The sequence below is a fragment of the Nostoc sp. DedSLP03 genome (genome assembly GCF_034530815.1).
GTDB lineage: Bacteria > Cyanobacteriota > Cyanobacteriia > Cyanobacteriales > Nostocaceae > Nostoc.
Window position 1 is genome coordinate 86,104 of sequence record NZ_JAVRCK010000014.1, and the last position, 25,535, is coordinate 111,638.

A 25,535-nucleotide genomic window follows, 5' to 3' on the forward strand; every position below is an offset into this window, starting at 1 on the left:
TTTTTTTTTGTTTTTTTTAAGTGACAGGCATTCAAAAAAAATAATTTAAACAAAAAAAACACAGCATAATTTTTTTAAAAAAAAAAAATTTTTTTTTGGGGGGGGGGGGGGGGGCCCCCCCCCCCCCCCCCTCTTCTCTCTTTGATCTACGCATGAAAAGTCTTTTTCAGCCGATTTCGTCGCCCCGTCAGCTGCTTTTGACACAGCAAAGGCAGAAATTGAAACCCTTGAAAAGACCGTTCGCGAAACTTCAGAACGCTTAGGCGAAACTTCAGAACGCTTAGTCAGTGGTGTGGTGTTGAAGTATGGCAAAGACAGCCGGGAATACGAAATGACAGGTGGAGTACGCAAGAGCGATGCCTGCGGCGGGCTACGCCTACGCATTCGTAAAGCCACTATCACCCGGTTAAAATCCACCGCAGATTCAAAAGCGGCTTCTACACAGACAGCGTAATGAGCAACAAATAGGCATCATTCACGGTGAATGATGCCTATTGCTTTGTGTAGGCGTAGCCCGTCGTAGATATCGCTGCTGACTATATGCAGGTACAAATTCTAATACGAAATCTGCTGCTGAGAAACCACTACTGGCAATTGCCGTTCTAATTTTTCAGTTTACCAATATTACGCTTTAGAATGCGGATTGGTATCACTCTATAAGCTCGCCCATATTAAAGTCTATTCTTATCCAACCTTTGAGTCTTCGTAAATTATCAAGAATGAGTAACGGAATCTGCCAGTGATGTACTATCAAAAAGGGTAAGGGATCGCTCACCTCAAAAACTGCTTCTTTCCCCCGCCTAATGTTTCTTACCCAGGTTTGCAGTTGCTTAAACGATCTAATCTCATTCAGCCGCCAAACTTCGTGGTACAGCCAATAGGTTGGCTTACTATCAGGAAGAGGCTGCAAAGATTCAGCTAGAGGCTCTTTACCAAGATAGGCATCCGCTACTCCTGAATGATTGTAAAACATAGTAATGGCGGAGTGAGTCCGGGGATTACACTCAATTGCGTAAACAGTTCCGTCTTCTGCCTGGATGAAGTCAAAGGAAAGTTGCCCAGTTTTTCCCAGTTCTTTGGTAAAATGACTCGCCCATTGCATAATTTCTCGCTGCTCAACGTTTTCATAGTTGACTTGAAAGGCGGATGACTCACAGCAGCAATACATTCTTGATTCTCCATCTCGCGCCGTAGTATGAGTGCAGTATTCCTTTCCAGGAATGAATTCCTGCATAATCCAGGGATTCTCTTCACTGATGGGCAGACTATTGACAAATGCTGCTGTTTGTAATTCTGTATCGCAAGGTAGCTTGGTGAGATTCAAGCGACGTATTTGATCGTACGGGATACTTTTAAGAATGTATTTGCGCTTCTCCTGAGAAAAGTCGAAGTTGAGGACTTGTTCGGGAGCGGTAATTTTGAAGGATTTGGGAACAGATAAACCGAACGATCGCGCTGTTTCGGCAAAGGCAAACTTGTCATCCAGGCTCTTGGTGACATCAGCATCGAAGTGGAAAAACTCACAAAACTCTGGTAATGGTGGCTTGCCTCGATCGTAGTGGATGACGGAAAAAATCGCTACCGGAATAAAAAAGTCGATCTTTTCTTTTTTGGCGATCGCGTGTAGGCTTTCAACGTAGCCTTCTAAATCTTTGCTTGGATCGGGAACAGTATAAAAGCCTGCAACAGAGTTGGAATATTTATTACCACTTGACCAGAATTTCTCAATGTCAATTATAATAACCCGATGCCCTGCTGCATGAAATGAACGTGCTAGCTGAAGGGTTTTAGTCATTCTAGCACCAGCAATTAAGATATTTTTGGAATTGGGGTTTACAACAGTTGACTTACTGAATGGTTGCTTAAGAAAGCTCCACAGTAGCGATGTTAAGACGACGATGCAGTTAAAGGGAAATGCGATCGCTAGTAATACAAGAGTGCCCAAGTTTTGGAACACTACAAAAATATGCTTTCTCATAATTATAATTGTGACATAATAGTGGAATTACTGGCTGGTAGATAGGAAAAGGTTAAGGAGACAGGCAGATCCTAGCCTGCCCTTTTCAATACTTTCCTACACTCGTATATATGCTCCTCAAGCCGTCTCAAATTTGCGCCGAACACTTGCTCAAACTCTAGAATAATCTTTGCTGATGGGATTGCAACAAGCGATCGTCTCTTTGTTTTTGGCTCACTCTTTTGAGCGCAAGTTTACTTGCGCTTGAAGCAATATGTTGTCCACCCAGATGAATTATATAATAGACAACAAATTATCGTTTTCATTAATTCTCTAAAGTTGGCGACCAAGCAAACTACTTTGCTTATTATTACTTAGGGGTTGTAGAAGTAAAGGTTTTATATTTTACGTCTTCTCCAAACTGTATGAGTTTCCCGATGCAAAAATCAATCCTCACCCAAGTTCTTAAGAAGCGCAAACTATCGAGTAATAGTAAAGGAATGTGCCAGTGATGTACCATTAAGAACGGTAGTGGATCGTTAACTTCAAATATTGCATCTTTTCCTCGCCAAATATTTTTAAACCACTTTTGTAACTGCTTAAACGATCTAATTTCATTAAGTCTCCAAAGTTCGTGATAAAGCCAATAAGTAGGCTTACTATCACTCAAGGGTTGCAGAGGTTCAGCCGGAGGCTGTTGATTGAGATAGGCATCTGCTAAACCGGGATGGTTGTAATACATTGTAATTGCAGAGTGAGTGCGAGCGTTGCACTCGATCGCATAAATTGTTTTATCTTCTGCTTGTATGAAGTCAAAAGAAATTTGTCCAGTCAGTTGTAATTCTTTGACAAAATGACTCACCCACTCCTGAATTTCTGGACAATCAACGTTTTCGTAATTGACTTGAAAAGCAGATGATTTGCAGCAGCAGTGTACGGTTAATTCCCCATTTCTCACTGTACTGTGAGTACAGTATTCTGTTCCAGGAATAAACTCTTGCAATATCCAAGGGTTATTTTGACTAATTGGCTTACTTTTAAGATGAAGCGCCATTTTTTCGGGAGACTCCATTGGTAGCTTGGTCAGATCCAAGCGTAAAACAGAGTCATAGACAATACTTTTGAGAATATATTTGCGCTTTTCGTTGGTAAAGTCGAATTTCAGAACTTGTTCGGAATCTGTAATTAAGAAAGTTTTCGCGACAGATAGCGAGAGTGAGGCTGCTTTTTGTGCAAAGGTAAACTTGTTATCCAGTAGCTTCATTGTATCAGCATCGAAGTGGAAATTCTCGCAATAGCCTGATAATACTGGTTTGCGCTCAAAGTCAAAGTAGCTGGCTGCAAAAATGCCTACCGGAACAAAAAAGTCTATATTTTCTTTTTTGGCGATCGCCCGCACGGCTTGAGTATAGCCTTCTAAGTCTTCTTGCGAGTCAGGAACTGTGTAAAAGCCAGCCACAGAGTTGGAAAATCGATAACCACTGAACCAGTATTGGTGGAGATCGAATAGAATAACTCGATGCCCAGCAGCGTGAAACGATCGCGCCAGCTGAAGGGTTTTGGTCATTCTCCCACCACCGATCAAAATATTTTTTGGATTCTCGTTCAAAACGACTTGCTTGCTGAACAGTCGGCTGAAAAAATTCCACAGCAACGATGCTAGTACGAGGGTGCAGTTAAAGGGAAATGCGATCGCCAATAATGCAAGAGTGCCCAGGTTTTGAAATATTGCAAAAATCTGCTCTCTCATAGTTGTAGTTATGACATGATAGTGGAACCTGTGGCTGATGGCGAGTCAGAGATTAAGGGTATAAGGTGAGGCGCGATCGCAAAACGTCGAGTACTCAACTAGCTCCCAAGGTGATTGTTGAAATAGCAAGCATCTTTATCAATCAAATACTCAATGACCAGTACCGAATTAGTAGATAAATTTAAATCTTGACTAGATAAGCTATTGAATCAAAGAAAGTTAGTGATTAAATGGCATCGCTAGATAAAAATAAAGGAAATAAGCAATATGTTGCATTAAATGCTTATTAGCTTCTTCCAAGTTAGAAGAAAGCTAAAAAGGTGATTTCCCGGACATCAGTTCGTGCTCAACGCTTGCTCGATCATCGTCATAAATAACTCATTTAAAGGAATTCCCATTTTGTTCGCCGTACAGGAAATCACCGCTTTGTGGTCAAAAATACAAAACAACCCAGCTTCTAAAAACCAAGGTTGTCCCTGTGGGTCGATTCGGAAGTCAAATAAACTATAATGGCGACAGCCCAAAGCCAAATGACACTTCTTAACTTCTTGCTGAACCTTTTGGGCGATCGGGTCATTAATATCTACAATCCAACCTGGGACATAATTTTTAGCAGTTGAAGCCAAGTCGCCCTCGATGGGTATTTTGAATTTGTCAGTATAGCTGCGGATGGGTCTGTTTTGGGAATCTATCTGATACTCTTCAAGCGGTAAACTGATTAGCTCACCATCTTTGACAATGGCGCCGCATCTGACTTCTCGACCGGCTTCAATGAATGTTTCTACAATCACTTCATCTGCAAATTCAAATGCTTTCTTCAAAGCAGCGTCATATTCACTCTTTTCTTTGACTAAGGACACACCTAAAGAGTTGTCGGCATTTGCGGGTTTGATGACTGCTGGAGGTGTAATTGTCGGAACGTCTCCTTGGCGGAGCAGTTCTCCAAAAGGCACTTTCACCCCTGCTGCTGCGACAATTGCTTTGGTTTTGGCTTTGTGAGCCGTTAATGCCATGACATCCGCAGTATTACCTATGTAAGGGATCTTAAGCAGGTCGAATAGTGCCCGGTACTCAGTCATTCCAGGGAGACAAAACATTTGTGGCAACATAACGTCAATGTTTTGCGCCGTTATAAACTGTATGGCCTCTAACAGAGGCATCGGTTTGGCAACAGCAATATCTTCAAGACTAAGGGAGGAAGGAAATCGCCATTCACCATTAGGTGTGATGTATGCAATCAGAAAGTCATAGAGCGATGGATTTGCCGTAGCTATTATACAGCTTTGGGCGTAATTACGTGACAATTCACAGTAAAAATCATTGTATGCAGACCCAGCTAAATGAAGGATACGAAGTACTGGCATGATTCATTTTCTAGTTACTGTTATATTTTATATAAAAACTGCTGTGTGAAGAAAAGTAAACAAGGTTCAAACCTTTTTTCCCTGCCTCGTGCTTTATTCCAACAATAATTATTTACGCCGATTAACTTACCGATCTTGAGCGACATCGCCTGAAAATTATCACTACGGTTACAGTACAAGCTGACTAAAAATAGCGAAAATAAATATTTTTGTTGTAAGAAGACGATTGCAGACAATGTAACAATAGCGATCGCAAGCCAATACTTTTAGCCATACCCACCAGTGAACGCCCCTACCAATATCTCTGCACAAACTCAGAATCGCAAAGCCGATCACATTCGCATCTGCTTAGAAGAAGATGTTCAGTGCGATCGCATCACCAATGGATTAGAACGTTATCGTTTCACCCATTCTTGCTTACCCGAACTCAATTACAACGATATTGATATCAGTACAACTTTCCTGGGAAAAAACCTTGACGCACCTTTGTTAATTTCTTCCATGACTGGCGGAACAGAACAAGCCGCAATGATTAACCAACGTTTGGCCCAAGTCGCACAACACTACAAAATTGCAATGGGTGTTGGTTCTCAGCGAATAGCGGTGGAAAAACCCCAGGTGGCTGATACTTTTGCTGTCCGCAAGTATGCTCCTGATGTTCTGCTACTTGCAAACTTGGGGGCTGTGCAACTTAATTACAAGTACGGCTTGGATGAATGTTTGCGCGTAGTTGATATTTTAGAAGCTGATGCCTTGATTTTACACATTAACCCTTTACAAGAGTGCATTCAACCCAAAGGTGATACTAATTTTCGAGGTTTGCTTGACAAGATTTCTATATTATGCTCAAAATTGCCAGTACCAGTGATTGCGAAGGAAGTTGGTAACGGCATTTCCGCAGCGATCGCCCAAAAACTTCTTGCCGCTGGGGTAGCAGCAATTGATGTCGCGGGTGCAGGAGGTACTTCTTGGGCAAAAGTAGAAAGCGAACGAGCAGAAAATCCCTTACAACGTCGTTTAGGGAGGACGTTTGCCGATTGGGGTTTACCGACGGCAGAGTGCATTACAACTATTAGAGCGATTGCCAAAGATGTGCCTTTAATTGCTTCGGGAGGTTTACGTCATGGATTGGATGTTGCAACTGCGATCGCTTTGGGAGCAGATATAGCTGGTTTAGCAATGCCTTTCTTGCAAGCAGCAGCAATATCAGAGACAGCAGTAGCCGAACTCGCTGAGGTATTAATCGCTGAAATCACCACAGTCTTATTCTGCACTGGCAATGCTACCTTGTATCAGTTAAAGCACTCTGGCAGTTTACAGCGCATAGAATAAATTAAGTAAGTCATTAGTCATCAGTCATTTGTCCTTTGTCAATGCCCCATGCCCAATTCCCCATTCCCAATAACTAATGCGTAATTTTATCAAACAAACTTTTGCTAGTTTAGTTGGCACTTTATTAGGACTAATTATTTTCGCTGGTCTAGGAACTACTGGACTGTTCTTGCTGATTTTTGCTGCTAGCTCCTCTAAAGATACTGGGCCTTATGTGAAAAATAAGTCAGTGTTGGTTTTTGACTTGTCAATGAAAATTACTGATGGCGAGCCTAGTTCAGACCAACTGTTTCAAAACACAATATCAGGTGTGGATGGAGATAGAATGGCACTCCGCAAAGTTGTGGAAACTTTGGAAAAGGCGCGGCGCGATCCGCGCATTGTCGGAATCTATCTGGATGCAACGAACACAAGCCAAACTGGTAATGTCGGCTATGCCTCCCTGAAAGAAATTCGGAAAGCGCTCGAAGAGTTTCGCGCTGCGGGAAAAAAGATTGTGGCATACGGCAGTGATTGGAGTGAAAAGGAATATTACGTTAGTTCAGTGGCAGATTCCATTGTCCTTAACCCTCTAGGAATGATGGAAGTCAACGGTTTGAGTTCACAACCAATGTTTTTAGCGGGAGCATTGCAAAAGTATGGCATTGGCGTTCAAGTCGTGCGAGTTGGGAAATTTAAGGGAGCCGTTGAACCATTTATTCTCAACAAGTTGAGTCCAGAAAACCGCGAACAAACTCAGAAATTGTTAGATGATGTTTGGGGAGAGTGGCGCACTGCTATAGGCGCAAGTCGGAAAATTGAACCCAACAAGTTGCAAGCGATCGCAGATAATCAGTCTTTACTAGAAGCCACACAAGCTAAAACTAACGGTTTAGTCGATCTAGTACAATACCCCGATGAAGTTGTCGCTGACCTGAAAAAATTAACAAATAGCGATAAAGAAGACAAGACATTCCGACAAATTAGCTTGAATAGCTACGCACAAGTTTCTGGTAAATCTTTGGGTGTAGAACGTAACTCCAAAAATCAAATTGCCGTTGTTTATGCTGAGGGCGAGATTGTCGATGGTAAAGGAGAAGATGGGCAAGTAGGAGGCGATCGCTTTGCGAAAATCTTCAACAAGCTGCGACAAGATAAAGATGTGAAAGCTGTTGTATTACGAATTAATAGTCCTGGTGGTAGCGCTACCGCAGCCGAAGTCATGCAGCGAGAAGTGAAATTAACTCGTGAAGTAAAACCAGTTGTAGTGTCAATGGGTGATGTCGCCGCCTCTGGTGGTTATTGGATTGCTAGCGACTCTAATCGCATTTTTGCAGAACCAAATACCATTACTGGTTCTATAGGAGTGTTTGGGATCTTATTCAATGGGGAAAAGCTGGCTAATAATAATGGTATTACTTGGGATTCAGTGAAAACCGCACGCTATGCTGATAGTCAAACAGTTTCGCGTCCGAAATCGCCCCAAGAGTTAGAAATTTATCAGCGCAGTGTTAACCGGATTTATAATATGTTTCTGAATAAAGTTTCTCAAGGTCGGAAACTCCCAGAACAAAAAGTAGCAGAAATTGCCCAAGGAAGGGTTTGGTCGGGTGAAGCGGCTAAAGAAATTGGTTTGGTGGATGAAATTGGCGGTTTGAATACTGCGATCGCTTATGCTGTCAAGGAGGCGGAACTAGGAGAAAACTGGGAAGTGCAAGAATATCCTCGCACTAGCAGCTTCGGAGAACGCTTTTTTGGGCGTGCAACAGAAGAGGTGCGGACTGCTTTAGGGATTGAAGGGACGCAACTCAAACAATCCAATCCCCTCACCACCGAATTCCAAAAATTGCAACAGGAAGTAGAGATTTTGCAAAAGATGAACGATCCACAAGGGGTTTATGCCCGCTTGCCTTTCAACTTGAAGATTGAGTAGATGTTTTTTGAGTATCAGTGGGCAACAACTCAGCGAATACTACGTCAAACTAGTCTTGAGGATTTGTAGTAAGGATTTTAGTCCTTGTTTTCTCAGAGCTAAAGTCTTTGCTACGAAATTGTGTACCGATCGATTTAAAGATAGATGACTAGGACAAAGCACATGAGTTTACCTCGCCAGCCATAAACCAGCTGACATTTGCTGCCTTGATGTGTAAAGTAGTTTAAAGTAAATTACAATTTCTAACCTTTGACAGAATTTTAGATTTGGACTTTTGCTGAAGCAGCCTAGTTAAACAGTGGCTCAAGTATGGAAAAATCTAAAATTTTTTATCCAAAATAAGTGTAATTACATACCAACCCAATTTAAAGTCTAAAATACAAAATTGAGTAAAACATCCATCTATGGCTAGAAAAACACAACGCCTTTTGCTGCTAATTGTTTCTTGTAGTATCACTGGTGTAATTTTAGGAGGTACTGCTGGTTGGGCAGAAAGTAGTCTCTGTTTGGAAGACAGTAAGGTTACAAGTGAGTGCCTAACCCAAGATCCATTCCAAAAAACTATCCAAGGAATGAGTACTGGATTGTTAGCTGGGGCTGGGGCTGCTTTTGGTGCAGTCTGGCAGTTACGCAATGAAGATTGAGCATGAACTACCACTAACCCGGAACTCCGGGTTAGATTAGGTTTTTGTACTAATTAGCCAGTGCCTCCACTTTGAGGGTCAATCATCCTAATTTATATGGCTTTGGAAGAATACCGATCTATTAATGCACGAGCAAATTTTTGGTGTTGTTCAGCTAGATGTTGAGGGTAGATGAACTGAGCATTGCCCATGAAGCGATACACCCAGCGACAAAACTCCTCCAGCGATCGCTCTGAAAGTTTAACAATATAATCTACGTAAACAGGTTTGCCATTTTTTCCCTTTGGCCCTAGTTTGATATCTTGCTTAGTATGTCGCTTCTCCTCTTCTGAATAAATTCCATAACTACAAGAAAAAATCGAACTTGCATTTCCACAAGCTTTAATTCTCCACGAATCTCCCGTTGCTGATCATAAAAATATGACTTGGGTTGAACCAAAATCTAGTAAGAAAGCAGTAAGCAGAGCAGGTGATATTTTAATAAGTTCGGATTCATCTGAAGAAGAAAATCTAGAAGCATTAGATATTGTCAGCAATTGGAGATCATCATATACATTTACCTTACATATTATTGCAAGTTTATTAAGGTCTAAGGTAAAGGATGTTGAAAAGAATGCAATAATTACCCAAAGATTAAAGCGTATTCCATCAATATTAGGAAAACTCAAACGCCTTCCTAATATGAAATTACAAACAATGCAGGATATTGGAGGATGTAGAGTAGTTTTATCAGATGTAAAAAAAGTACATACTTTAAGAGACTTACTATTGAATAGCAAAACCAAAAATGAATTGGTAAGACAAGATGATTATATCGAAAATCCTAAAGATTCAGGATATAGAGGGATACATTTAATTTATAAATACAAAGGTAAAAAAGATTATATATATAATGGGTATACAATTGAAATACAAGTAAGAACAAAGATACAGCACTCATGGGCTACAGCAGTAGAAGTTGCAGGAACATTCTTAAAAGAATCTCTAAAATCAGGAGAAGGCCCTGAAAAATGGTTACATTTTTTCAAGTTAGTAAGCTTACTTTTGGCATTCCTAGAAAATTGTTTACCAGAGAATATAACCAATGAAAGGTTAAAAGAAATCAAAGAAGAAGTAAATATATTAGTAGCAGAATTAGAAGTGTTCAAAAAACTTCAAGCATTTTCAGTGTCAACTCATTTAATTACTGGTAATGGAAATAATGATGTATGTGGTTATTTTCTGATTTTGCTTAATATTGATAAACAAGATGTTAAAATATGGTCTTACAAAGAAAAATACCATTTCCAAGCAACTGAAGATTATAAGAATTTTGAGAAAAAATACAAAGATACAAAAGAGGTAGATATCGTATTAGTTAACGCTAAATCAATAAAGACATTAAAAAAAGCATATCCAAATTATTTTGCTGACTCTAAAGAATTTTTAGATAAACTAAACGAAGTTCTAGCAAAAGAAATATAAGTGAATCCCTAGAATCCCCAGAGAATCAATATCCGTCATCGCAGAGGATATTTTCAAGTGATCGCACAATAATAAACGACAGCAAGGCATTGTTTGACTAGTGGCATGACCAAATTCGGCAGAAAAACGGTGAGTTAATTGCCTACAACTTCTAGACACTTCAAAACCGAGGATCATTGTCTAACTGTGATATCCATTACAGCTAACACTCAGTTGCAACAGACTGAATCGATATCTGGGTTGGGATGCAAAGAAGTATTCCTATGGGTGCATTTGCTTTCTTGGTAGCTTATAGAGAATAATCACAAATAAAGCAGCTTTGGCATCTTCGTGCGAGAGAATAAATATAAAGTATGGCGATCGCAATCGATTTTGGTACTAGCAACACAGTCATTGCTCGTTGGAACCCTGTAACCCAGCAGCCAGAAACCCTGACTCTACCAGGCTTGTCAATTAAACAAAGTCTCAATCCGCCACTGATTCCCAGCTTGGTTTATGTTGAAGACGCAGCCCAAAATAAAGTCTTAGTCGGGCAACAAGTACGCGATCGCGGTTTTGACCTCAGAGGCGAAACGCGATTCTTCCGCAGCTTCAAACGCGGTATTGGTGCAGATATTCAAGGTTTCTTACCCGAACTAGATGGGCAAATTGTCACCTTTGAACAAGTAGGGCAATGGTTCCTGACTCAAGTAATTGAAGAACTAGCACCCCTGGAAGGTGGGTTAGATTCTTTGGTGTTAACCGTACCTGTAGACAGTTTTGAAGCCTATCGTCATTGGTTGGGGACAGTATGTCAAAGCCTCCCGGTCGAACAGGTGCGAATGCTGGATGAACCCACAGCCGCCGCCTTGGGTTATGGCTTGGCAGATCGAGAAAATCTTTTGGTGATTGACTTCGGCGGTGGTACTTTGGATTTATCCCTTGTTCGGTTGGATCAAAGCGTGCAGGCAAGCACAAAGCCCTTGGGATTTCTCCTGAAATGGGGTAATAAGTCCTTGGCTGAAGATTCAAAACAAAAAGTCAAAACTGCCCGTGTACTGGCAAAAGCAGGGCAAAATCTAGGCGGTACTGATATTGATAATTGGTTGGTAGATTACTTTGCTAAAACTCAAGAATTGGCGGTAAGTCCCTTGACAACACGATTGGCTGAACGGGTAAAAATTCAGCTATCAACTCAAAACCAAGCTAGTGAAGTTTATTTTGACGATGAAACATTTGAAAGTTATGAACTGGAACTAAACCGCGACACTTTTGACGATATCCTCAAAGAACACGCATTTTTTGAGTTACTCGATGATTCGATGACCACACTGTTGCAGCAAGCAAGACGGCAAGGAATAGAACTTCCAGATATTAGTGCAGTTTTGTTAGTTGGTGGCACAGTGCAATTACCCGCAGTGCAGACATGGATTAAACAGTATTTTGAGCCAGAAAAAATCCGTTGCGAACGTCCCTTTGAAGCGATCGCTCAAGGTGCATTACAGTTAGCTCAAGGTGTGCAAATCAAAGACTTTCTCTACCATAGTTATGGTATCCGCTACTGGGATCGCCGCAACCAGCGTCACAAATGGCATTCTTTAATTAAAGCTGGACAAGCATATCCAATGACTCAGCCAGTGGAATTAGTTTTAGGTGCTTCAGTAGAAAATCAGCCCAGCATTGAATTAATTATGGGAGAATTAGGAGCAGATACGGGTAGTACTGAAGTTTATTTTGATGGCGATCGCTTGATTACTCGCCGTCTGGACAATAGTGAAACCAGCGTCAAACCCCTCAACGATCGAGAAGGTGCGAAGACAATTGCCCAACTGACACCAAGCGGATATCCTGGAAGCGATCGCATCAAAATTCTCTTTCAAGTTGATGAACAACGCTTTTTGCGAATCACTGTTGAAGACTTGTTAACTAATGACACGCTGTTGGAAAATCAACTTGTGGCACAGTTGAGTTAAACTACTGCACGTTTAAGTGTTTAATAAAATTTTGACAGTGGGTGCTGGCATTCAAACCACTGTTCTAAAGCCTGATTTATTCGTCCTTCATTCTGATTATTTCAATGGTTTTTTGAATTGATTCTTCACCAGATGCTTTAACAACTATTCTAGACGGAATAAAACTCTCGTCATCATATTCGGGAGAAGCCTCATAGTGACCAATCTTACCTTGTTCTGCCAGTCTGCCTACCTCTGCATCAAAAGCCCTTTTTTCTTCCATTGCTGGCGATGGGACGTAAACAACGTTAACGTCATCATCAACCCCACCTAACTCAATCGGGAAAAGATATAGCTTCTCTAACTCTCCAGCTTGGTATGCTGCAACTGCTGCCTCATGACAATTGACTCTTTGGGCGATTGATTGAGAAAGGCTTGGCTGAGTTGACAACCGACTTAATGTCACCCGATCAAACGTTATGAAAACGAGAGTTGAACCTGTTGGACATCGATATGCACCTTCTGCTTCACAAAGCTTACAGGCAAGTGCTGTAAACTCTCAAGCTTGATTTTCTGTACAACTGAGCTTCTGGGTAGTGAGAGATTCAATACCATGCTCCTCTCCATAGTTTCGGACAAGACGTGCGTGCGACTGTAATCCAGGGACAACAGATGGATGGTTCCAACCCCACAACCAACTGCTGTCTGTTATGTTGTAAGTGCCGATAATCTGCACTGAACATCTCGCCGCGATCCCATCTGGACGGGTGAAGACAACCGTACCAGTGCCTTAATCGATATCCCAACTCGAATCACCGAGCCGCCAAGCACTATTGTGAGCTTCTGTTTTTAATCGCAATTCCTCCATACTCTGCTCAACTAAAGTATGAAACTCAGAAAAATTATCTGATTTACCTGCACCGAATAGCTTGTTGAAAAAATTCATAACATTCTAACTCGTAAGCGGCTGTGTCTCCCTTTCGGGATTGGCTTTTGAATAATCTCTCCGTTAATATATTCGCTTACAGGCTTTGTTTTTGGGAGCTTCAGAAACTCTTCCAATGTGAGAGGTTGAGTAGTTGTGGCGCTTATAGCTCCTAAATTCCTCAAAAATGTGTTTTTAGTCTAGCAGTATATGTGAACAGGTGCGTGACACTGCGTTAGCGCACCTGTCCACATATCAAGGTAAGAATTGCAGCAACGATCAATTCACTATCATTTATGCACTACTACTAAAGTTCCCGTTGAAGCCCATCTGTAAAGATTGCCAGCTTGCTTAACAGGTAAATTTACGCAACCATGACTGACTGGAGTCCCAAAACGGTTGTGCCAGTAAGCGCCGTGGATGGCATAGCCTCTGTAGAAATACATTGTGTAAGGAACGTCAGGAATGTTGTAGCCTCTGCCTCGCATCCGGTGAGTACGATACTTAGAATTAATCCGAAATCTACCTATGGGTGTAGGAGTCGATCGCTTACCTCCAGAAATGCGATATGAATGAACAAGTTTATGACCTTCCCATGCACGTAAACGTTGCTCTGACAAATCAATTTCAATCCAGCGAGGTTGGCTAATATTATTAGTGCTGTTTTGATCTACTGAGGTGGCTGTTGCTGTAGTCGAGTTGAGTATACCTGTTAGGGGTGATGACCAAGAGAATAAAGTCACCACCATCAGCGCCACGCCTGTACAAAAAGTTGCCGAAGAACGAATCCCACCACGGCGAATCCAAGTTTGCATTATGCCTTATCTTCTAAACTACGCAAAAATCATCAAGTGAAGTAATTTTCTGGAAAACTACAAATTTCTAGATCGACTACTTGCTTTCTGTGGAGGATTTACGCAGTTCATCTTTTTTTTGTCATTTGTTATTTGTCATTTTTTAAATGATGACTAATGACCAATGACTAATTACAAAGGACAATCTTTACAAAAATCTGTCATTTAAATGCTTAAATACAAATTTTCCCCAAATTCATATTTGCATTTGCAATTTCACACAGTAATTGTCAGGATTTCCGCTTATTTTTTAGACAACTAGTTAAATGCCCTTTTCTATATTTTATTTCAATTCCCGTAATTACGACTCCGAATATTCCCAGCATAAAATCATGCTGGGAATCACTTAATTGTCTTGATTTGTTATTTATGATTTTACCTAAATTGCCTTTTGGCTGTTTCACATATTATTTATGAATGACTATTGGTGTCCCTACCGATGCCCACTCGAATAGCCATTTAGCATGTTTAGGTGTAACATTCACACAGCCATGGCTCACTGGAGTGCCAAATTTTTTATGCCAATAAGCTCCGTGAATAGCGTAATTACCTTGATAAAACATCGCATAAGGAACGTTGGGAACATTGTAGTCTTCTCCCTGCATCCGCGTAGTTTTAAACTTAGATTGAACCTTAAAAGTACCGACAAGAGTAGGAGTAGCTTTTTTGCCAGAGGAAATAGCACTTCCATAAACAACTTTGTCACCTTGCCAAGCTATTAATCTTTGCTTGGAAAGATCAATTTGAATCCAGCGCTGATTTGATTGTTGTAATGTCTGGATTCTTTGGGCAATCACTTGATTTTTGGAATTTGCCCAAACTTCACTGGTTCCAGTAGTAGTAAAAACACTTAGGGACAGTACTGTACCAGTGAGAATTATTTGTAAGCGACGCACCCAGTCAGGAGAAATTTGTCTTTTCATTTTAGATACACTCATACTCAAATCATGGGGTCTTGAGAAACTGATCGGGTTTCACCTTTATTTCCCTATCTATTACTTTAATAGACGTAAATTTTGATGATTTGATTCTAAGTTAACCTAACTGTTGCATTAGGTTTTTTGCCTGAGTTGCGATCGCTGACCAATTTCTCTCTATGACAAGCTTTTGGGGAAATAATTCCCCGCTCAAACCGACAGCGATCGCTCCAGCTTGCAAAAATTCTTTGGCATTTTCTAGAGTCACGCCGCCAGTAGGAATTAAGGGAATCTCACCCAGCGGCCCTTGCAAACTTTTGATATAATCAGCCCCTCCCACTGCCTGCACAGGAAACACTTTTACACAACTAGCGCCTTGACTCCAAGCGGTAACAATTTCTGTAGGAGTCAGCGCTCCTGGTACGATCGGGACATTTTTTTCTTGTGCTGCTTGAATCATTGCCGAATCAACGTGGGGTGTGAAGAGGAATTGCGCCCCAGATGCGATCGCATTTTGTAACTGCTGCACATTAAATAGCGTACCAGTGCCAATAATACAGGCTGGTAATTCCGAACGTAGTTGACTAATTAATTCTCCAGCGCGATCGCTATTCCAGGTAATCTCAATTAGCTGCATTCCCCCAGATGCTACAGCCATTGCCATTTGTTGTCCCAGTTCCATTTGAGGGGCGCGGATAACTGCGATCGCTCGGTGTTTTTCCAACTGTGATAACCAAATTTGATTAGGCATGTTGACTAGAGATTGGGGACTGGGAGTAGGGATTGAGACTAGAGAATAGTTTTCAATCTAGTAAATACCTAATTTTTAATACTAATGCCCCTCGCCCCTCAAGAGTGCTGAGTAATATTAGCACAACTGTTTTGCCCTATTCCCAATGCCCTTAAAACTTGCTTATTGCATCAAGCTATGAGATATTACATATCAATAACATAAAACCTATAGTGTTACCGTAGTTTAAATTTAATACCTCAGCATTTGGGTTTAAAGGAGTAATTAAAATGACAATTGCACGACAAAACACAGCAGCATCCTTACCAATCACGATTCACGATTCTGAAAGCGCTGATATAGCCAACTTATGGAAGGTTGTGCGACTAGGTGCGAATGGCTTTTGGTGGCGCACTAAGGCATATACAACGATTCTGGGCATTATGCTGCTAACCTTAGTAAGTCTAATTTTTCTAAGTATGCATTGGTCTTACCGCAGATTGTTGCCTTTGATCGACCATCAAGTCATTGGTAGCGATCGCGGGATCAGCAATTAAAAGTTAAAAACTAGACATGAACTTGCAAAGGGATAGGCGATCGTCTCAATCGCCTGATTTCGCTTCCTTTACATTACTTTAGAGGCAGTCTCTAAAAACTCAGCTTAATTCTTATAGTAGAGGAGAGAGCTAATTAAAAATGCATATACTGCAATTACCAAGCAATAGTTTATATAAGCCCCTAGTTAAAGACCTACTAGGAGCTTTTTTTTAATTGACTATCTACCTCAAATGGGTCATATAGCAGCGATCGGACAACTTAAGACATTGGCAAATCATAGAATAACGGCTGTCACACCTATCCATAGCCGACTTGTCTTAAGCAGGATCGTAACCGCAATATAAAAAATCTAGTAGCAATTAAACTATTCCTAATGGATATTCATAATTAATTCTGATGGTAGATTAAGTCAAAAATGAAGATCGTTAATATGTACTTGTAAGTCAAAAACGTTTACCAACTTAACAACAATGAATATTCTTGCTTGGATTGTTTTAGGTCTAATTGCTGGTGCGATCGCAAAAGCTATCTACCCCGGTCATCAAGGTGGCGGAATTCTAGGAACTATATTATTAGGAATTATCGGTGCTTTTGTTGGCGGTAGTTTAGGTGTATTTTTCAGTACGGGAACTTTAACCCTAGCAGCTCCTACTCTCAGCATTCCAGGTATTGCAGTAGCAGTTCTTGGTGCAATTGTTGCAGTCTTCTTGTGGAATTTATTAACCAACCGCAGTGCTGTATAAAAAATTGCGGTCAATCAACGACAAAGATTTAACAAATTCATTTAACTATTTTTAACTGTGAATTAAATTGAAGAAATAGCGCCAGTCTGTGATACGTCTGGCGCTGTTTTGTGATTATAGAGGTTCTCAGTAGAGTCCAATACAGACCTAACCCCAAGCTCCCTCGATTGTTAAGAGCATTACAACATTCCTTATAACCTCTCTATACCGTCAGGTTAGAGGGGAATTTTTGTATTAGGCTCGATTTTGGGACAGATATTGGTAAAAATTTTATAGGAAGATTAGCGATCGCTAATAACAGCAAAGTTACGTCTAATTTTAATAAGTATAAATACCCTAAAATCTACAGCTTTCATGAAATTCTCAATAAATTGCACTGGTCGCTACACACAAACCAAGAATGTTCAGTTAAGCTGTAAGCGCTATGATTGAGCTTTATTGAACGTCTTATGCATTGGTTGTTATCTGGGCCGTTGAGTATAGAGAAATTGACGGTTAACATTGCAGGTTTGCCTGCATCGTTACAAGGTAAAAAGCTGGTGCAGTTGTCAGATTTTCACTACGATGGTTTGCGACTGTCGGAAGATATGCTGGAAAAAGCGATCGCACTTACTAACGAAGCTGAACCAGATTTAATTTTATTAACTGGTGACTACGTAACTGACGATCCTACACCAATTCACCAACTGGTACTTCGACTCAAACATTTGCAAAGTCGCAGTGGTATCTATGCTATTCTTGGCAATCACGATATTTATTACAAACAGGCAAAAGCCGAAGTTACAGAAGCCCTTACTAGCATTGGAATTCACGTCCTTTGGAACGAAATTGCCTATCCACTAGGAAAAGAATTACCACTCGTTGGACTGGCTGATTATTGGTCACGGGAGTTTCACCCCGCACCAGTTATGAACCAGCTAAACCCCGACACACCCTGCATCGTTTTATCCCATAACCCAGATACTGCGGAGATATTACAAGCATGGCGAGTCGATTTACAATTATCTGGTCATACTCACGGTGGTCAAATCGTGATTCCCGGAATTGGCCCTGCGGCGTTGTTTTACGAAAAGCTTGTAGAAAAAATACCCAGAAAAGTGCGGCGTCGAGTCCCATTTTTGGAAGAAAATGTTTCTGTAGTCAGACATTGGGAATGGACGCAGGGTTTGCATCGGCTAGGAAAAAATCAACTATATGTAAATCGTGGTTTGGGAACTTACCTCCCAGGACGCTTATTTTGCCGCCCAGAAGTTACTATAATCACCCTACAAGGTGAGTAAGAATTACCAAATTTAACAAAAAAGAACGCAATTTCAGCAGGTATTCTGGCTAATGAGTGCCTGCAAACTCAGGCATAACCTGCTACTCTCATCGCCAAAATTAAATCACCAAAATTCAACCAATGAATTAATTGTATCTGAAGTAGATGACATAAATTTTTGCATTTTATCAAGTTACATTTTTATTTTTGGTAAGCTGTAAACGCTGGTATGAGGAGTATCGGTTAACTTATGCATTGGTTGTTTACGGGACATTTAAGAGTAGATAAAATAACGGTTAAGATTGCAGAACTTCCTGCATCTTTACAAGGTACAACATTAGTACAGTTGTCAGATTTTCATTACGATGGTTTGCGACTGTCGGAAGAAATGTTAGAAAAAGCGATCGCACTTACTAATGAAGCTGAACCAGATTTAATTCTATTAACTGGTGACTACGTAACTGACGATCCCACACCAATCCATCAATTGGTACTTCGACTCAAACATCTGCAAAGTCGCTGTGGTATGTACGCCGTACTTGGGAACCACGATATTTATTACAGCCACTCCAAAGCAGAAGTTACACAAGCATTAACCAGCATTGGGGTACATGTGCTTTGGAATGAAATCGCCTATCCACTAGGAAAAGAATTACCATTGGTAGGACTAGCTGATTATTGGTCGCGGGAATTTTACCCTGCACCAGTGATGAATCAACTAGATTCGCTTACACCGCGCATCGTTTTATCTCATAACCCAGATACAGCCAAGATATTGCAACAATGGCGCGTAGATTTGCAACTATCTGGTCATACCCACGGTGGTCACATCGTCATTCCGGGCATTGGCCCTCTAGTACTCTATTACAAAAAGCTACTTAAACAAATTCCCAAAAAATTGCGGCGCTGGGTAACATTTTTATTAGGAGACTGCTCGAAAGTAGTTCGATATTGGGAGTGGGCGCAAGGGTTTCACAAGGTAGAAGAAAATCAACTATATGTCAATCGTGGTTTAGGAACTTATAAACCAGGACGTTTATTTTGTCCGCCTGAAGTGACTGTAATTACTTTAGTTAGTCATTAGTTATTGGGCATTGGGCATTGGGCATTGTTGGTTAGCGTTGCTGAATCAGAGTATGAATTGACATTTTTCGATATAAATAAACAATGTTTCTTTGCACCTTTGCGTGAGCCTAATTCATACTTTCAATCAGCAACGCCCATTGATATAAATAAATGATAAATGACAAATGACAAATGACAAATGACAGAAACCGCCTGAAGCTACGATGGATAAATCTCAATAGCTTGGGGCGGTTTCTTGAAGATTGAAGAATTCAGAAATGACTAACTCAAAATAAGGTGGACAGTATTCGCGATCGCTTTATTCAAAATTGCACATCCTTATATTCCAACTAGGCAGGCATTTTCTGGCTGTGCGTTCTAAAACCTCCAAACAACTCATTGAACTTAAGGCAAAAACACATTCAACGGATGCCACAACCAAGGATAGCGATCGCAATAAGATTAGAGCAGGAGGCACAGGCTCTAACTTGAAAGTTTTTGTTTAACTTTTAACCTGTTTGTACCTTGGTCTTAATCTAGCATTGTGTTTGTTTAGCTACAAGACACCTTTACTAAACTTGAACCCCATTAATTTATCGCAACAATTCAGAAATATTGCTTAAAATTTGTCCCACTTAGTAACATTGGCATTTACGCCAACATTACCAAGTGAGCTGAAAGTTCAGAAGGCGTTATTGACCAGAACCGCCAGCGGTAGAAGAATCGCTATTAGATGTAGTGTTTGACTGGTCTACTCCTTGAGGTGTAGTACTTTTAGAGGTGTCACTTTTTGTACCAGGAGCAACAGTATTAGTAGAACTATCGTTTTGCGAAGCCGGAGTATTAGTAGTTGAACTCGTCGCCGGACTTTGTGTCGCTTTAGGGGCTGGCTGGGTTACAGAAGGTGCTTTTTCTGCCGCAGGCTGCTGGGGTGGAATAGTAATGTTAATATCCGGTTGGCGAGGTGTAGACGGAGGTGTAACTTGCTGTTGAGGAACAGGAACAGGAACAGTAAAAGGAACAGGGACTTCCTTAGTTGTTTCGATTATCTTCGTTTGTGGTTGAGGAGATGGACTAGGAGTTGGATTACTCTTACTCGGTACAGGAACCGCGACCGGCACAATATTGTTAACCGCGTTATTCTGCTGGTTGAAGTACCAAACCCCACCTATAACTAAACCAAGCAAGGAAGTAATGACAATACCCAACAACAAACCACCACTAACATTGTTTTCATCACGCTGGGCTAAATCTGCTTGCTGGTAGCTACGCTCAACATTTCGACCATGTACGTAACCGTTAGTGTAAGAGTTGGGATTAGTTGTGTTGTTCTTAACTGTTTCAGTGGTTTGTGTGAAATGGGTCTGAGTATTGCCATTAATATCAGTGTAAGATTCTTGCCTAACTTCACTGTTTTTGCTTTCGCGTTCATTAGGAATAGACATAGCTGTTGATTTAACTCCTCAGATTAAAATATTGACAAACTAAAGTTTTGTGAAAACAAGAGGTTTTAATGAACTGAAAAATATATGTTGCTGATAAATGTTGAGTCTTATTTGCTACTCAACTGTTGGTAATCTCAGAATAACCTCTGTATTCAAATAAGTGGCTCTATCTCCAGGGAGTTAATACTTAATCTTTAGAGAGTTAATACTTAATCAAGAGAAAGAGTATCCTAAAGATGGATGTTATTTAACTGTCAGTTAATGGCTCGATCGAAAAATCTAGCAATTTGCTTCAATTCTCTAAATTTTTAATTTGTTGTTAGATATCGCATCGCCAAACTTTGATTGTCATATCTCGACTACCGCTAACCAAAGTTTTGCCATCAGGACTGAAAGCAACAGAGTTAACCCAATCTGAATGGTTGCCCAGCGTGTAGAGTTGTTGTCCAGTGCTAATGTGCCATAACTTTATGGTGTAGTCCGCGCTAGCACTGGCAAGATTCTGACCATCGGGGCTAAAAGCAACAGACCAAACATAGCTGTGATGTCCAGCAAGTGTGTTAATTAGCTTACCTGTATTGATATTCCATAACTTGATAGTCTGGTCATAACTCGTACTAGCTAAAATTTGTCCATCAGGGCTAATGGCGACACAAGTCACCCAACCTGAATGCCCGTTGAGGGTTTGCAGCAGTTTGTTAGTCTTCAAATTCCACAGTTTAATGGTTTTATCCGCACCGCCACTGACAAAAATCTGGTGTTTTGGGCAAGTGGTAAGGGAATAAATGAAAGAAGAATGACCTTTGAGGACTTGCAATAATTGCCCCATCTCTATATGGGAAATCTTTATAGTAGTGTCTGTACCCCCACTTACGATAGTTTGACCATCTGGACTAAGGATTACAGAAAAAACTGGGGTTGAATGTACTTTGAGTGTCTTGAGTAATTTACCTGTAGACACTTGCCAAATCATTATGCTGTTGTCATCACTGCCACTAACCAGAGTTTGGCTATCTGGGCTAAACGCTAGGCATCTTACCCATTTTGTATGTCCAGTGAGAGTATGTAGTAATTTACCTGTTTCGAGATGCCAAATCTTGATAGTATTGTCACTACTTCCACTAGCTAAAGTTTGCCCATCTGGACTGATTGCAGTTGTAAAAACCCAGTTCTGATGAGTCAGGGTGTGTACACATTTCCACGCTGAAGGTTGAGACTTGGATTCAGGTGGTGGCGGCGTTGGTGGCGGTGGTGATGTCGGTTTGGGTGGTGATTTTTTCTGTTTCAGTTCCAGTTCTCTGGCATTTTTCAAATCTGACTTGGCTCTATTTTCATATCCTAGTTTCGAGCAAGCAAGCCCTCGGTATTTGTAGGCTTCAAAGTAGTTAGGGTTGAGACGAATCGCTTGAGTAAAATCTTCAATTGCTTCAATATATTTTCCTTTTTGAGCTTTCTCCATAGCCAGGTTATAAAAACTTTCAGCATTGGGTGGAGTTAAATCAATTTTGGTAGTAAAAGCAGATTGATTTGTCTGGTTTGGCTGATAAGACTTTAACCTTGCATAAGCTTGATTGATTTCTTTGATTTTTTCTTCTGCTTCTAGCTTTTGCTGCGGTTCAATAAAACAATCTGGATGCCAAGTCTTAGCCATCTGGCGGTAAGCTTGCTTGACCTCATCAGCAGATGCACCTGGTTTTAACCCAAGGATATCGTAAATATGATTTATATCGAGGCGATCGCTCATACTCAGAAATCAGTAGCAAATCTTACTACACTTAGTATTCCCAAGTACAAGTATTATCTAACTCCGTTTCTGGTATCGCCATCTGAAGTGTCTTAAACTATATTCGCTGCTTATCTCCAACGCCGATTTAGCCGCAGTAAACTTTTTATCCTCTGACAAAATCTTTTTATTAGAGGTCTAGGTTTTGATGCATCATATCTAGGCGATCGCGATCTACGTGCAGCGCCCGGATTTCTTAACTCTTCTTCTATTTGTGCAGCTTTATTTAAATCTGAAGCGGCTCTATATTCGTATCCCAGTTGTGAGCAAACTAGTCCACGATATTTATACGCGTCAATATAGTGAGGATTGAGACGAATTGCGTGAGTAAAATCTGCGATCGCATCCTCATATCTTCCTTGTGTAGCATTTTCTACTCCTAAAGTGTAGAAAGTTTCTGCATCCCAACGATTGACAGATATTTTTGGGGGATTTTTAGGCGAAGATGAAGATGGATTTTTAGAAATAGGAGGCTCATATGGAATTTCGGATTTGAGCCTGTTGTAAGCTGCGTTGATTGATTTGATTTTTTCCTCAGCTTCCTGTTTTTGCCTTTGATCGACAAAGCGATCGGGATGCCAAATTTTCACCAGTTTACGGTAAGTTCGCTTCACCTGTGCTTGAGAGGCACCGGGTTTCAGCCCAAGAATTTCATAAGCATCATTAATATCGAAGCGATCGCGCATACTGAAAAAATCGGCAATTAGATAAATCTATGTTAACTATTCCCCAAAATTCTCTCCAAACGCCCCATTCTGGTTATCACTGGGATGGCAGTAGCCGTCGCTTCTTTGAAGGCTGGTATTACCGCGTCACCTTGCCGGAAATTGGGCAAACATTTGCTTTTATGTACTCTATTGAAGATCCCATCGGCGGTAAACCTTACAGTGGCGGTGCAGCCCAAATCCTCGGCCCGGATGATGAGTACCTCTGCCGTACTTTTCCCGATGTCAACAAATTTTGGGGTAGTCGGGATGTTTTGGGTTTAGGTCATTGGGGTAAAAATAATTTGCAAGTTTCTCCCTTATACTTACTCCCAGCAGAGTTTGAGTATCACGTTCAAGAGGGATATCAAGCTACAGCCACCTTGAATCAGGGAATAATTCGCGATCGCGCCACCAATAATTATTGCCGTTGGCAGTATGAAATTCAACCAGTATACGGTTGGGGCAATCAAAATGGCATTCAGCAATCAACTGCTGGCTGGCTGTCATTCTTGCAGATTTTTGAACCTGGATGGCAAATTTTGATGGCTCACGGTTTAGCCAGTGGAAAGATTGACTGGAATGGCAAAATCTACGAATTCACTAACGCCCCAGCCTACGGCGAGAAAAATTGGGGTGGTGCTTTTCCTCAGAAATGGTTTTGGATAAACTGTAATTGCTTCGAGGGCGAACCCGACTTAGCATTAACTGCTGGCGGTGGACGGCGGGGTGTGCTGTGGTGGATGGAATCTGTAGCGATGATTGGACTGCACTATCAAGGCAAGTTTTATGAATTTGTTCCCTGGAATTCTCAAGTTGAGTGGGAAATTCAGCCTTGGGGTAGATGGCAAATGAAAGCTAGCAACTCTAGTTATGAAATTGAATTAACAGGAACCACAGATTTATCTGGTACACCTCTACGTGCGCCGACAGCAGAAGGTTTAAGATACTGTTGCCGGGATACTATGCAAGGAAAACTAAATTTAGAGTTACGAGAACTAAATGGCAAAAAATCTAAAATAATTCTAAAAGCAAAAAGTTTTCTTTGTGGTTTAGAAGTAGGCGGTGGCTCTTGGGATAATTTTTGGCAGTCTACCTAAAACTACTGCTATAATTATATATGCTTCGCAGTTGGGGTTGTAGCTCAGTTGGATAGAGCGGACGCCTCCTAAGCGTCAGGTCGTGCGTTCAAGTCGCACCAGTCCCGTTTATTTAGACAATTCATATATACAGCAATTAATATGGTAAGAGCATTACTGTACCCATAAAAGTGGTACGCCAGTTCTCACAAGTCGGGATATCCGCCCATACAATTGGCTCCTGTATCCGTGCAACTGAGAACTACTATATAAAGTGGTTAAAACCCTTTGATGAATCGTCCGATATCGGTTAGGATAATCCATCAATTAGAGGAAAAACTCCAGGCACGCTTAATCGCGCTGTTACACAAAAACCAACCAAATATAAATTTGGGCAGAATTTGGGCAGAATTTGGGCAGATTCTTGGGAAGTTTGCTACTCTACTATCAATTGTTTTTTCTTATAGCCAGAGAAAATTGTGTACCAAGTAAATTAAGTTATTGAGCCTTGAATAAGCTACTCTTTACAAATAAATCTTTTCGTTTTATGGCTTTTGTCCTACCAATATTTATGTGGTGGGGATACAAAGAAGTACAAAACCAATTTGTGCAGCCGCAAGCAGTCGTAGTGTTAGGTGGTTCAACGAGACATTTAGAGCGAGAAAAATTTACAGCAAAATTCGTTCGCGAGCATCCAAATATACCGATTTGGATTACAGGCGGCAGTCCACGTACATTCACCCAAAGAGTGTTTACCAAAGCTGGTGTCGATCCTCAACGTTTACACTTGGATTATGAAGCAGTAGATACAGTTACTAATTTTACTACTTTGGTAGATGATTTGCAAGCTCGCGGCATTAAGAGCGTTTATTTGATTACTTCAGACTTTCATATGCGTCGGGCTTGTGTCATTGGCGAAATTATTTTGGGTAGTCGGGGTATTTATTTAAAACCAGTGCCAGTTCCTTCTGAAAAACCCCCTGAATCTATCGAAAAATCTATTCGTGATGGAGCTAGAGCAATAATTTGGTTAGCAACTGGTTACACTGGTGTGGATGCCGCTAAAAATAAACGATAAATCAAACTGATTTTGGATTTTTAATCGATCAAAATCCAA

At 40.8% G+C, this 25,535-nt stretch carries 23 protein-coding genes, 1 tRNA gene and 2 pseudogenes; 13 read left to right on the top strand and 13 right to left on the bottom strand.

The annotated features are described in order from the left end of the window. Positions 1-292: 292 nt before the first annotated feature. The gene (locus RM368_RS09500; protein ID WP_322693833.1) at positions 293-454 is read left to right on the top strand and encodes a hypothetical protein; all 162 of its coding nucleotides are present in this window, start codon (positions 293-295) and stop codon (positions 452-454) included. Between the two features lie 195 nt (positions 455-649). On the opposite strand, the gene RM368_RS09505 is transcribed toward RM368_RS09500, so the two are convergent. The 3 genes from RM368_RS09505 to RM368_RS09515 form a co-directional block, all read right to left on the bottom strand. Further along, positions 650-1,978 (bottom strand): ATP-grasp domain-containing protein, encoded by a 1,329-nt coding sequence (locus RM368_RS09505; RefSeq protein WP_322693834.1) that lies wholly within the window; start codon positions 1,976-1,978, stop codon positions 650-652. A gap of 349 nt (positions 1,979-2,327) precedes the next feature. Next, on the bottom strand, positions 2,328-3,707 hold the full coding sequence (locus RM368_RS09510; RefSeq protein ID WP_322693835.1) for an ATP-grasp enzyme: 1,380 nt from the start codon (positions 3,705-3,707) through the stop codon (positions 2,328-2,330). Positions 3,708-4,042: 335 nt separating this feature from the next. Continuing rightward, the gene (locus tag RM368_RS09515; RefSeq protein ID WP_322693836.1) at positions 4,043-5,071 is read right to left on the bottom strand and encodes a D-alanine--D-alanine ligase; all 1,029 of its coding nucleotides are present in this window, start codon (positions 5,069-5,071) and stop codon (positions 4,043-4,045) included. Between the two features lie 282 nt (positions 5,072-5,353). Between RM368_RS09515 and fni the strand changes: the two genes are divergently transcribed. The 5 genes from fni (at position 5,354) to RM368_RS09540 (ending at position 12,375) form a co-directional block, all read left to right on the top strand. After that, complete coding sequence (gene fni / locus RM368_RS09520; RefSeq protein ID WP_322693837.1) at positions 5,354-6,403, top strand: type 2 isopentenyl-diphosphate Delta-isomerase; 1,050 nt, start codon at positions 5,354-5,356, stop codon at positions 6,401-6,403. A 76-nt stretch (positions 6,404-6,479) separates the two neighbouring features. Next, entirely contained in the window at positions 6,480-8,315 is a 1,836-nt protein-coding gene (gene sppA / locus RM368_RS09525) for a signal peptide peptidase SppA (RefSeq protein WP_322693838.1), read from the top strand. Between the two features lie 404 nt (positions 8,316-8,719). Next, a complete protein-coding gene (locus tag RM368_RS09530) occupies positions 8,720-8,959 on the top strand; it encodes a hypothetical protein (protein ID WP_104909601.1) in 240 nt (79 codons plus the stop codon). A 420-nt stretch (positions 8,960-9,379) separates the two neighbouring features. Next, the gene (locus tag RM368_RS09535) at positions 9,380-10,423 is read left to right on the top strand and encodes a RelA/SpoT domain-containing protein (protein ID WP_322693839.1); all 1,044 of its coding nucleotides are present in this window, start codon (positions 9,380-9,382) and stop codon (positions 10,421-10,423) included. Between the two features lie 353 nt (positions 10,424-10,776). After that, entirely contained in the window at positions 10,777-12,375 is a 1,599-nt protein-coding gene (locus RM368_RS09540) for an Hsp70 family protein (RefSeq protein ID WP_322693840.1), read from the top strand. 76 nt (positions 12,376-12,451) lie between these two features. Here RM368_RS09540 and RM368_RS09545 read toward each other — a convergent pair whose 3' ends face one another. The 7 genes and pseudogenes from RM368_RS09545 to RM368_RS09575 form a co-directional block, all read right to left on the bottom strand. Beyond that, on the bottom strand, positions 12,452-12,805 hold the full coding sequence (locus RM368_RS09545; protein WP_322693841.1) for a hypothetical protein: 354 nt from the start codon (positions 12,803-12,805) through the stop codon (positions 12,452-12,454). Positions 12,806-12,913: 108 nt separating this feature from the next. Continuing rightward, positions 12,914-13,129: pseudogene (locus tag RM368_RS09550) on the bottom strand (DUF6882 domain-containing protein); the annotation flags it as partial. Positions 13,130-13,144: 15 nt separating this feature from the next. Beyond that, complete coding sequence (locus RM368_RS09555) at positions 13,145-13,300, bottom strand: hypothetical protein (RefSeq protein ID WP_322693843.1); 156 nt, start codon at positions 13,298-13,300, stop codon at positions 13,145-13,147. Positions 13,301-13,302: 2 nt separating this feature from the next. Next, positions 13,303-13,446, bottom strand: a pseudogene (locus RM368_RS09560) (Uma2 family endonuclease); the annotation flags it as partial. 123 nt (positions 13,447-13,569) lie between these two features. Then, positions 13,570-14,094: a L,D-transpeptidase gene (locus RM368_RS09565; protein WP_322693844.1), complete on the bottom strand. Its 525-nt coding sequence runs from the start codon at positions 14,092-14,094 to the stop codon at positions 13,570-13,572. Positions 14,095-14,540: 446 nt separating this feature from the next. Continuing rightward, the gene (locus RM368_RS09570) at positions 14,541-15,056 is read right to left on the bottom strand and encodes a L,D-transpeptidase (protein WP_322693845.1); all 516 of its coding nucleotides are present in this window, start codon (positions 15,054-15,056) and stop codon (positions 14,541-14,543) included. A gap of 112 nt (positions 15,057-15,168) precedes the next feature. Beyond that, positions 15,169-15,801: a bifunctional 4-hydroxy-2-oxoglutarate aldolase/2-dehydro-3-deoxy-phosphogluconate aldolase gene (locus RM368_RS09575; protein WP_322693846.1), complete on the bottom strand. Its 633-nt coding sequence runs from the start codon at positions 15,799-15,801 to the stop codon at positions 15,169-15,171. 269 nt (positions 15,802-16,070) lie between these two features. Here RM368_RS09575 and RM368_RS09580 point away from each other — a divergent pair, with 269 nt between their 5' ends. The 4 genes from RM368_RS09580 (at position 16,071) to RM368_RS09595 (ending at position 19,426) form a co-directional block, all read left to right on the top strand. Then, positions 16,071-16,337, top strand: coding sequence for a hypothetical protein (locus RM368_RS09580; protein WP_322693847.1), 267 nt, complete (start codon positions 16,071-16,073; stop codon positions 16,335-16,337). Positions 16,338-16,808: 471 nt separating this feature from the next. Beyond that, on the top strand, positions 16,809-17,081 hold the full coding sequence (locus tag RM368_RS09585; protein WP_322693848.1) for a GlsB/YeaQ/YmgE family stress response membrane protein: 273 nt from the start codon (positions 16,809-16,811) through the stop codon (positions 17,079-17,081). 449 nt (positions 17,082-17,530) lie between these two features. Then, positions 17,531-18,361 carry a metallophosphoesterase gene (locus RM368_RS09590; protein WP_322693849.1) on the top strand — a complete coding sequence of 277 codons (831 nt, stop codon included), beginning with the start codon at positions 17,531-17,533 and terminating at the stop codon, positions 18,359-18,361. Between the two features lie 231 nt (positions 18,362-18,592). Then, on the top strand, positions 18,593-19,426 hold the full coding sequence (locus RM368_RS09595) for a metallophosphoesterase (protein ID WP_322693850.1): 834 nt from the start codon (positions 18,593-18,595) through the stop codon (positions 19,424-19,426). Positions 19,427-20,099: 673 nt separating this feature from the next. Here the strand turns inward: RM368_RS09595 and RM368_RS09600 are convergent. From RM368_RS09600 to RM368_RS09610, 3 genes are all read right to left on the bottom strand, one after another. Further along, positions 20,100-20,852 (bottom strand): hypothetical protein, encoded by a 753-nt coding sequence (locus tag RM368_RS09600; RefSeq protein ID WP_322693851.1) that lies wholly within the window; start codon positions 20,850-20,852, stop codon positions 20,100-20,102. A gap of 319 nt (positions 20,853-21,171) precedes the next feature. After that, complete coding sequence (locus RM368_RS09605; RefSeq protein WP_322693852.1) at positions 21,172-22,596, bottom strand: DnaJ domain-containing protein; 1,425 nt, start codon at positions 22,594-22,596, stop codon at positions 21,172-21,174. A gap of 110 nt (positions 22,597-22,706) precedes the next feature. Continuing rightward, the gene (locus RM368_RS09610) at positions 22,707-23,321 is read right to left on the bottom strand and encodes a DnaJ domain-containing protein (protein WP_322693853.1); all 615 of its coding nucleotides are present in this window, start codon (positions 23,319-23,321) and stop codon (positions 22,707-22,709) included. 29 nt (positions 23,322-23,350) lie between these two features. Between RM368_RS09610 and RM368_RS09615 the strand changes: the two genes are divergently transcribed. The 3 genes from RM368_RS09615 (at position 23,351) to RM368_RS09625 (ending at position 25,496) form a co-directional block, all read left to right on the top strand. Then, complete coding sequence (locus RM368_RS09615; RefSeq protein WP_322693854.1) at positions 23,351-24,439, top strand: tocopherol cyclase family protein; 1,089 nt, start codon at positions 23,351-23,353, stop codon at positions 24,437-24,439. Positions 24,440-24,472: 33 nt separating this feature from the next. After that, positions 24,473-24,546 (top strand) — tRNA-Arg (locus RM368_RS09620). 419 nt (positions 24,547-24,965) lie between these two features. Continuing rightward, positions 24,966-25,496, top strand: a complete 531-nt coding sequence (locus RM368_RS09625) for a YdcF family protein (protein ID WP_322693855.1) — start codon at positions 24,966-24,968, stop codon at positions 25,494-25,496. The last annotated feature ends 39 nt before the right edge of the window (positions 25,497-25,535 follow it).

Bases quoted from the DNA above. Each gene is read 5' to 3' on its own strand.
- RM368_RS09505 (WP_322693834.1), bottom strand. From the start codon at position 1,978: ATGAGAAAGCATATTTTTGTAGTGTTCCAAAACTTGGGCACTCTTGTA.
- RM368_RS09510 (WP_322693835.1), bottom strand. From the start codon at position 3,707: ATGAGAGAGCAGATTTTTGCAATATTTCAAAACCTGGGCACTCTTGCA.
- RM368_RS09515 (WP_322693836.1), bottom strand. From the start codon at position 5,071: ATGCCAGTACTTCGTATCCTTCATTTAGCTGGGTCTGCATACAATGAT.
- sppA (WP_322693838.1), top strand. From the start codon at position 6,480: ATGCGTAATTTTATCAAACAAACTTTTGCTAGTTTAGTTGGCACTTTA.
- RM368_RS09530 (WP_104909601.1), top strand. From the start codon at position 8,720: ATGGCTAGAAAAACACAACGCCTTTTGCTGCTAATTGTTTCTTGTAGT.
- RM368_RS09535 (WP_322693839.1), top strand. From the start codon at position 9,380: ATGACTTGGGTTGAACCAAAATCTAGTAAGAAAGCAGTAAGCAGAGCA.
- RM368_RS09540 (WP_322693840.1), top strand. From the start codon at position 10,777: ATGGCGATCGCAATCGATTTTGGTACTAGCAACACAGTCATTGCTCGT.
- RM368_RS09555 (WP_322693843.1), bottom strand. From the start codon at position 13,300: ATGAATTTTTTCAACAAGCTATTCGGTGCAGGTAAATCAGATAATTTT.
- RM368_RS09565 (WP_322693844.1), bottom strand. From the start codon at position 14,094: ATGCAAACTTGGATTCGCCGTGGTGGGATTCGTTCTTCGGCAACTTTT.
- RM368_RS09570 (WP_322693845.1), bottom strand. From the start codon at position 15,056: ATGAAAAGACAAATTTCTCCTGACTGGGTGCGTCGCTTACAAATAATT.
- RM368_RS09575 (WP_322693846.1), bottom strand. From the start codon at position 15,801: ATGCCTAATCAAATTTGGTTATCACAGTTGGAAAAACACCGAGCGATC.
- RM368_RS09580 (WP_322693847.1), top strand. From the start codon at position 16,071: ATGACAATTGCACGACAAAACACAGCAGCATCCTTACCAATCACGATT.
- RM368_RS09585 (WP_322693848.1), top strand. From the start codon at position 16,809: ATGAATATTCTTGCTTGGATTGTTTTAGGTCTAATTGCTGGTGCGATC.
- RM368_RS09590 (WP_322693849.1), top strand. From the start codon at position 17,531: ATGCATTGGTTGTTATCTGGGCCGTTGAGTATAGAGAAATTGACGGTT.
- RM368_RS09595 (WP_322693850.1), top strand. From the start codon at position 18,593: ATGCATTGGTTGTTTACGGGACATTTAAGAGTAGATAAAATAACGGTT.
- RM368_RS09600 (WP_322693851.1), bottom strand. From the start codon at position 20,852: ATGTCTATTCCTAATGAACGCGAAAGCAAAAACAGTGAAGTTAGGCAA.
- RM368_RS09605 (WP_322693852.1), bottom strand. From the start codon at position 22,596: ATGAGCGATCGCCTCGATATAAATCATATTTACGATATCCTTGGGTTA.
- RM368_RS09610 (WP_322693853.1), bottom strand. From the start codon at position 23,321: ATGCGCGATCGCTTCGATATTAATGATGCTTATGAAATTCTTGGGCTG.
- RM368_RS09615 (WP_322693854.1), top strand. From the start codon at position 23,351: ATGTTAACTATTCCCCAAAATTCTCTCCAAACGCCCCATTCTGGTTAT.
- RM368_RS09625 (WP_322693855.1), top strand. From the start codon at position 24,966: ATGGCTTTTGTCCTACCAATATTTATGTGGTGGGGATACAAAGAAGTA.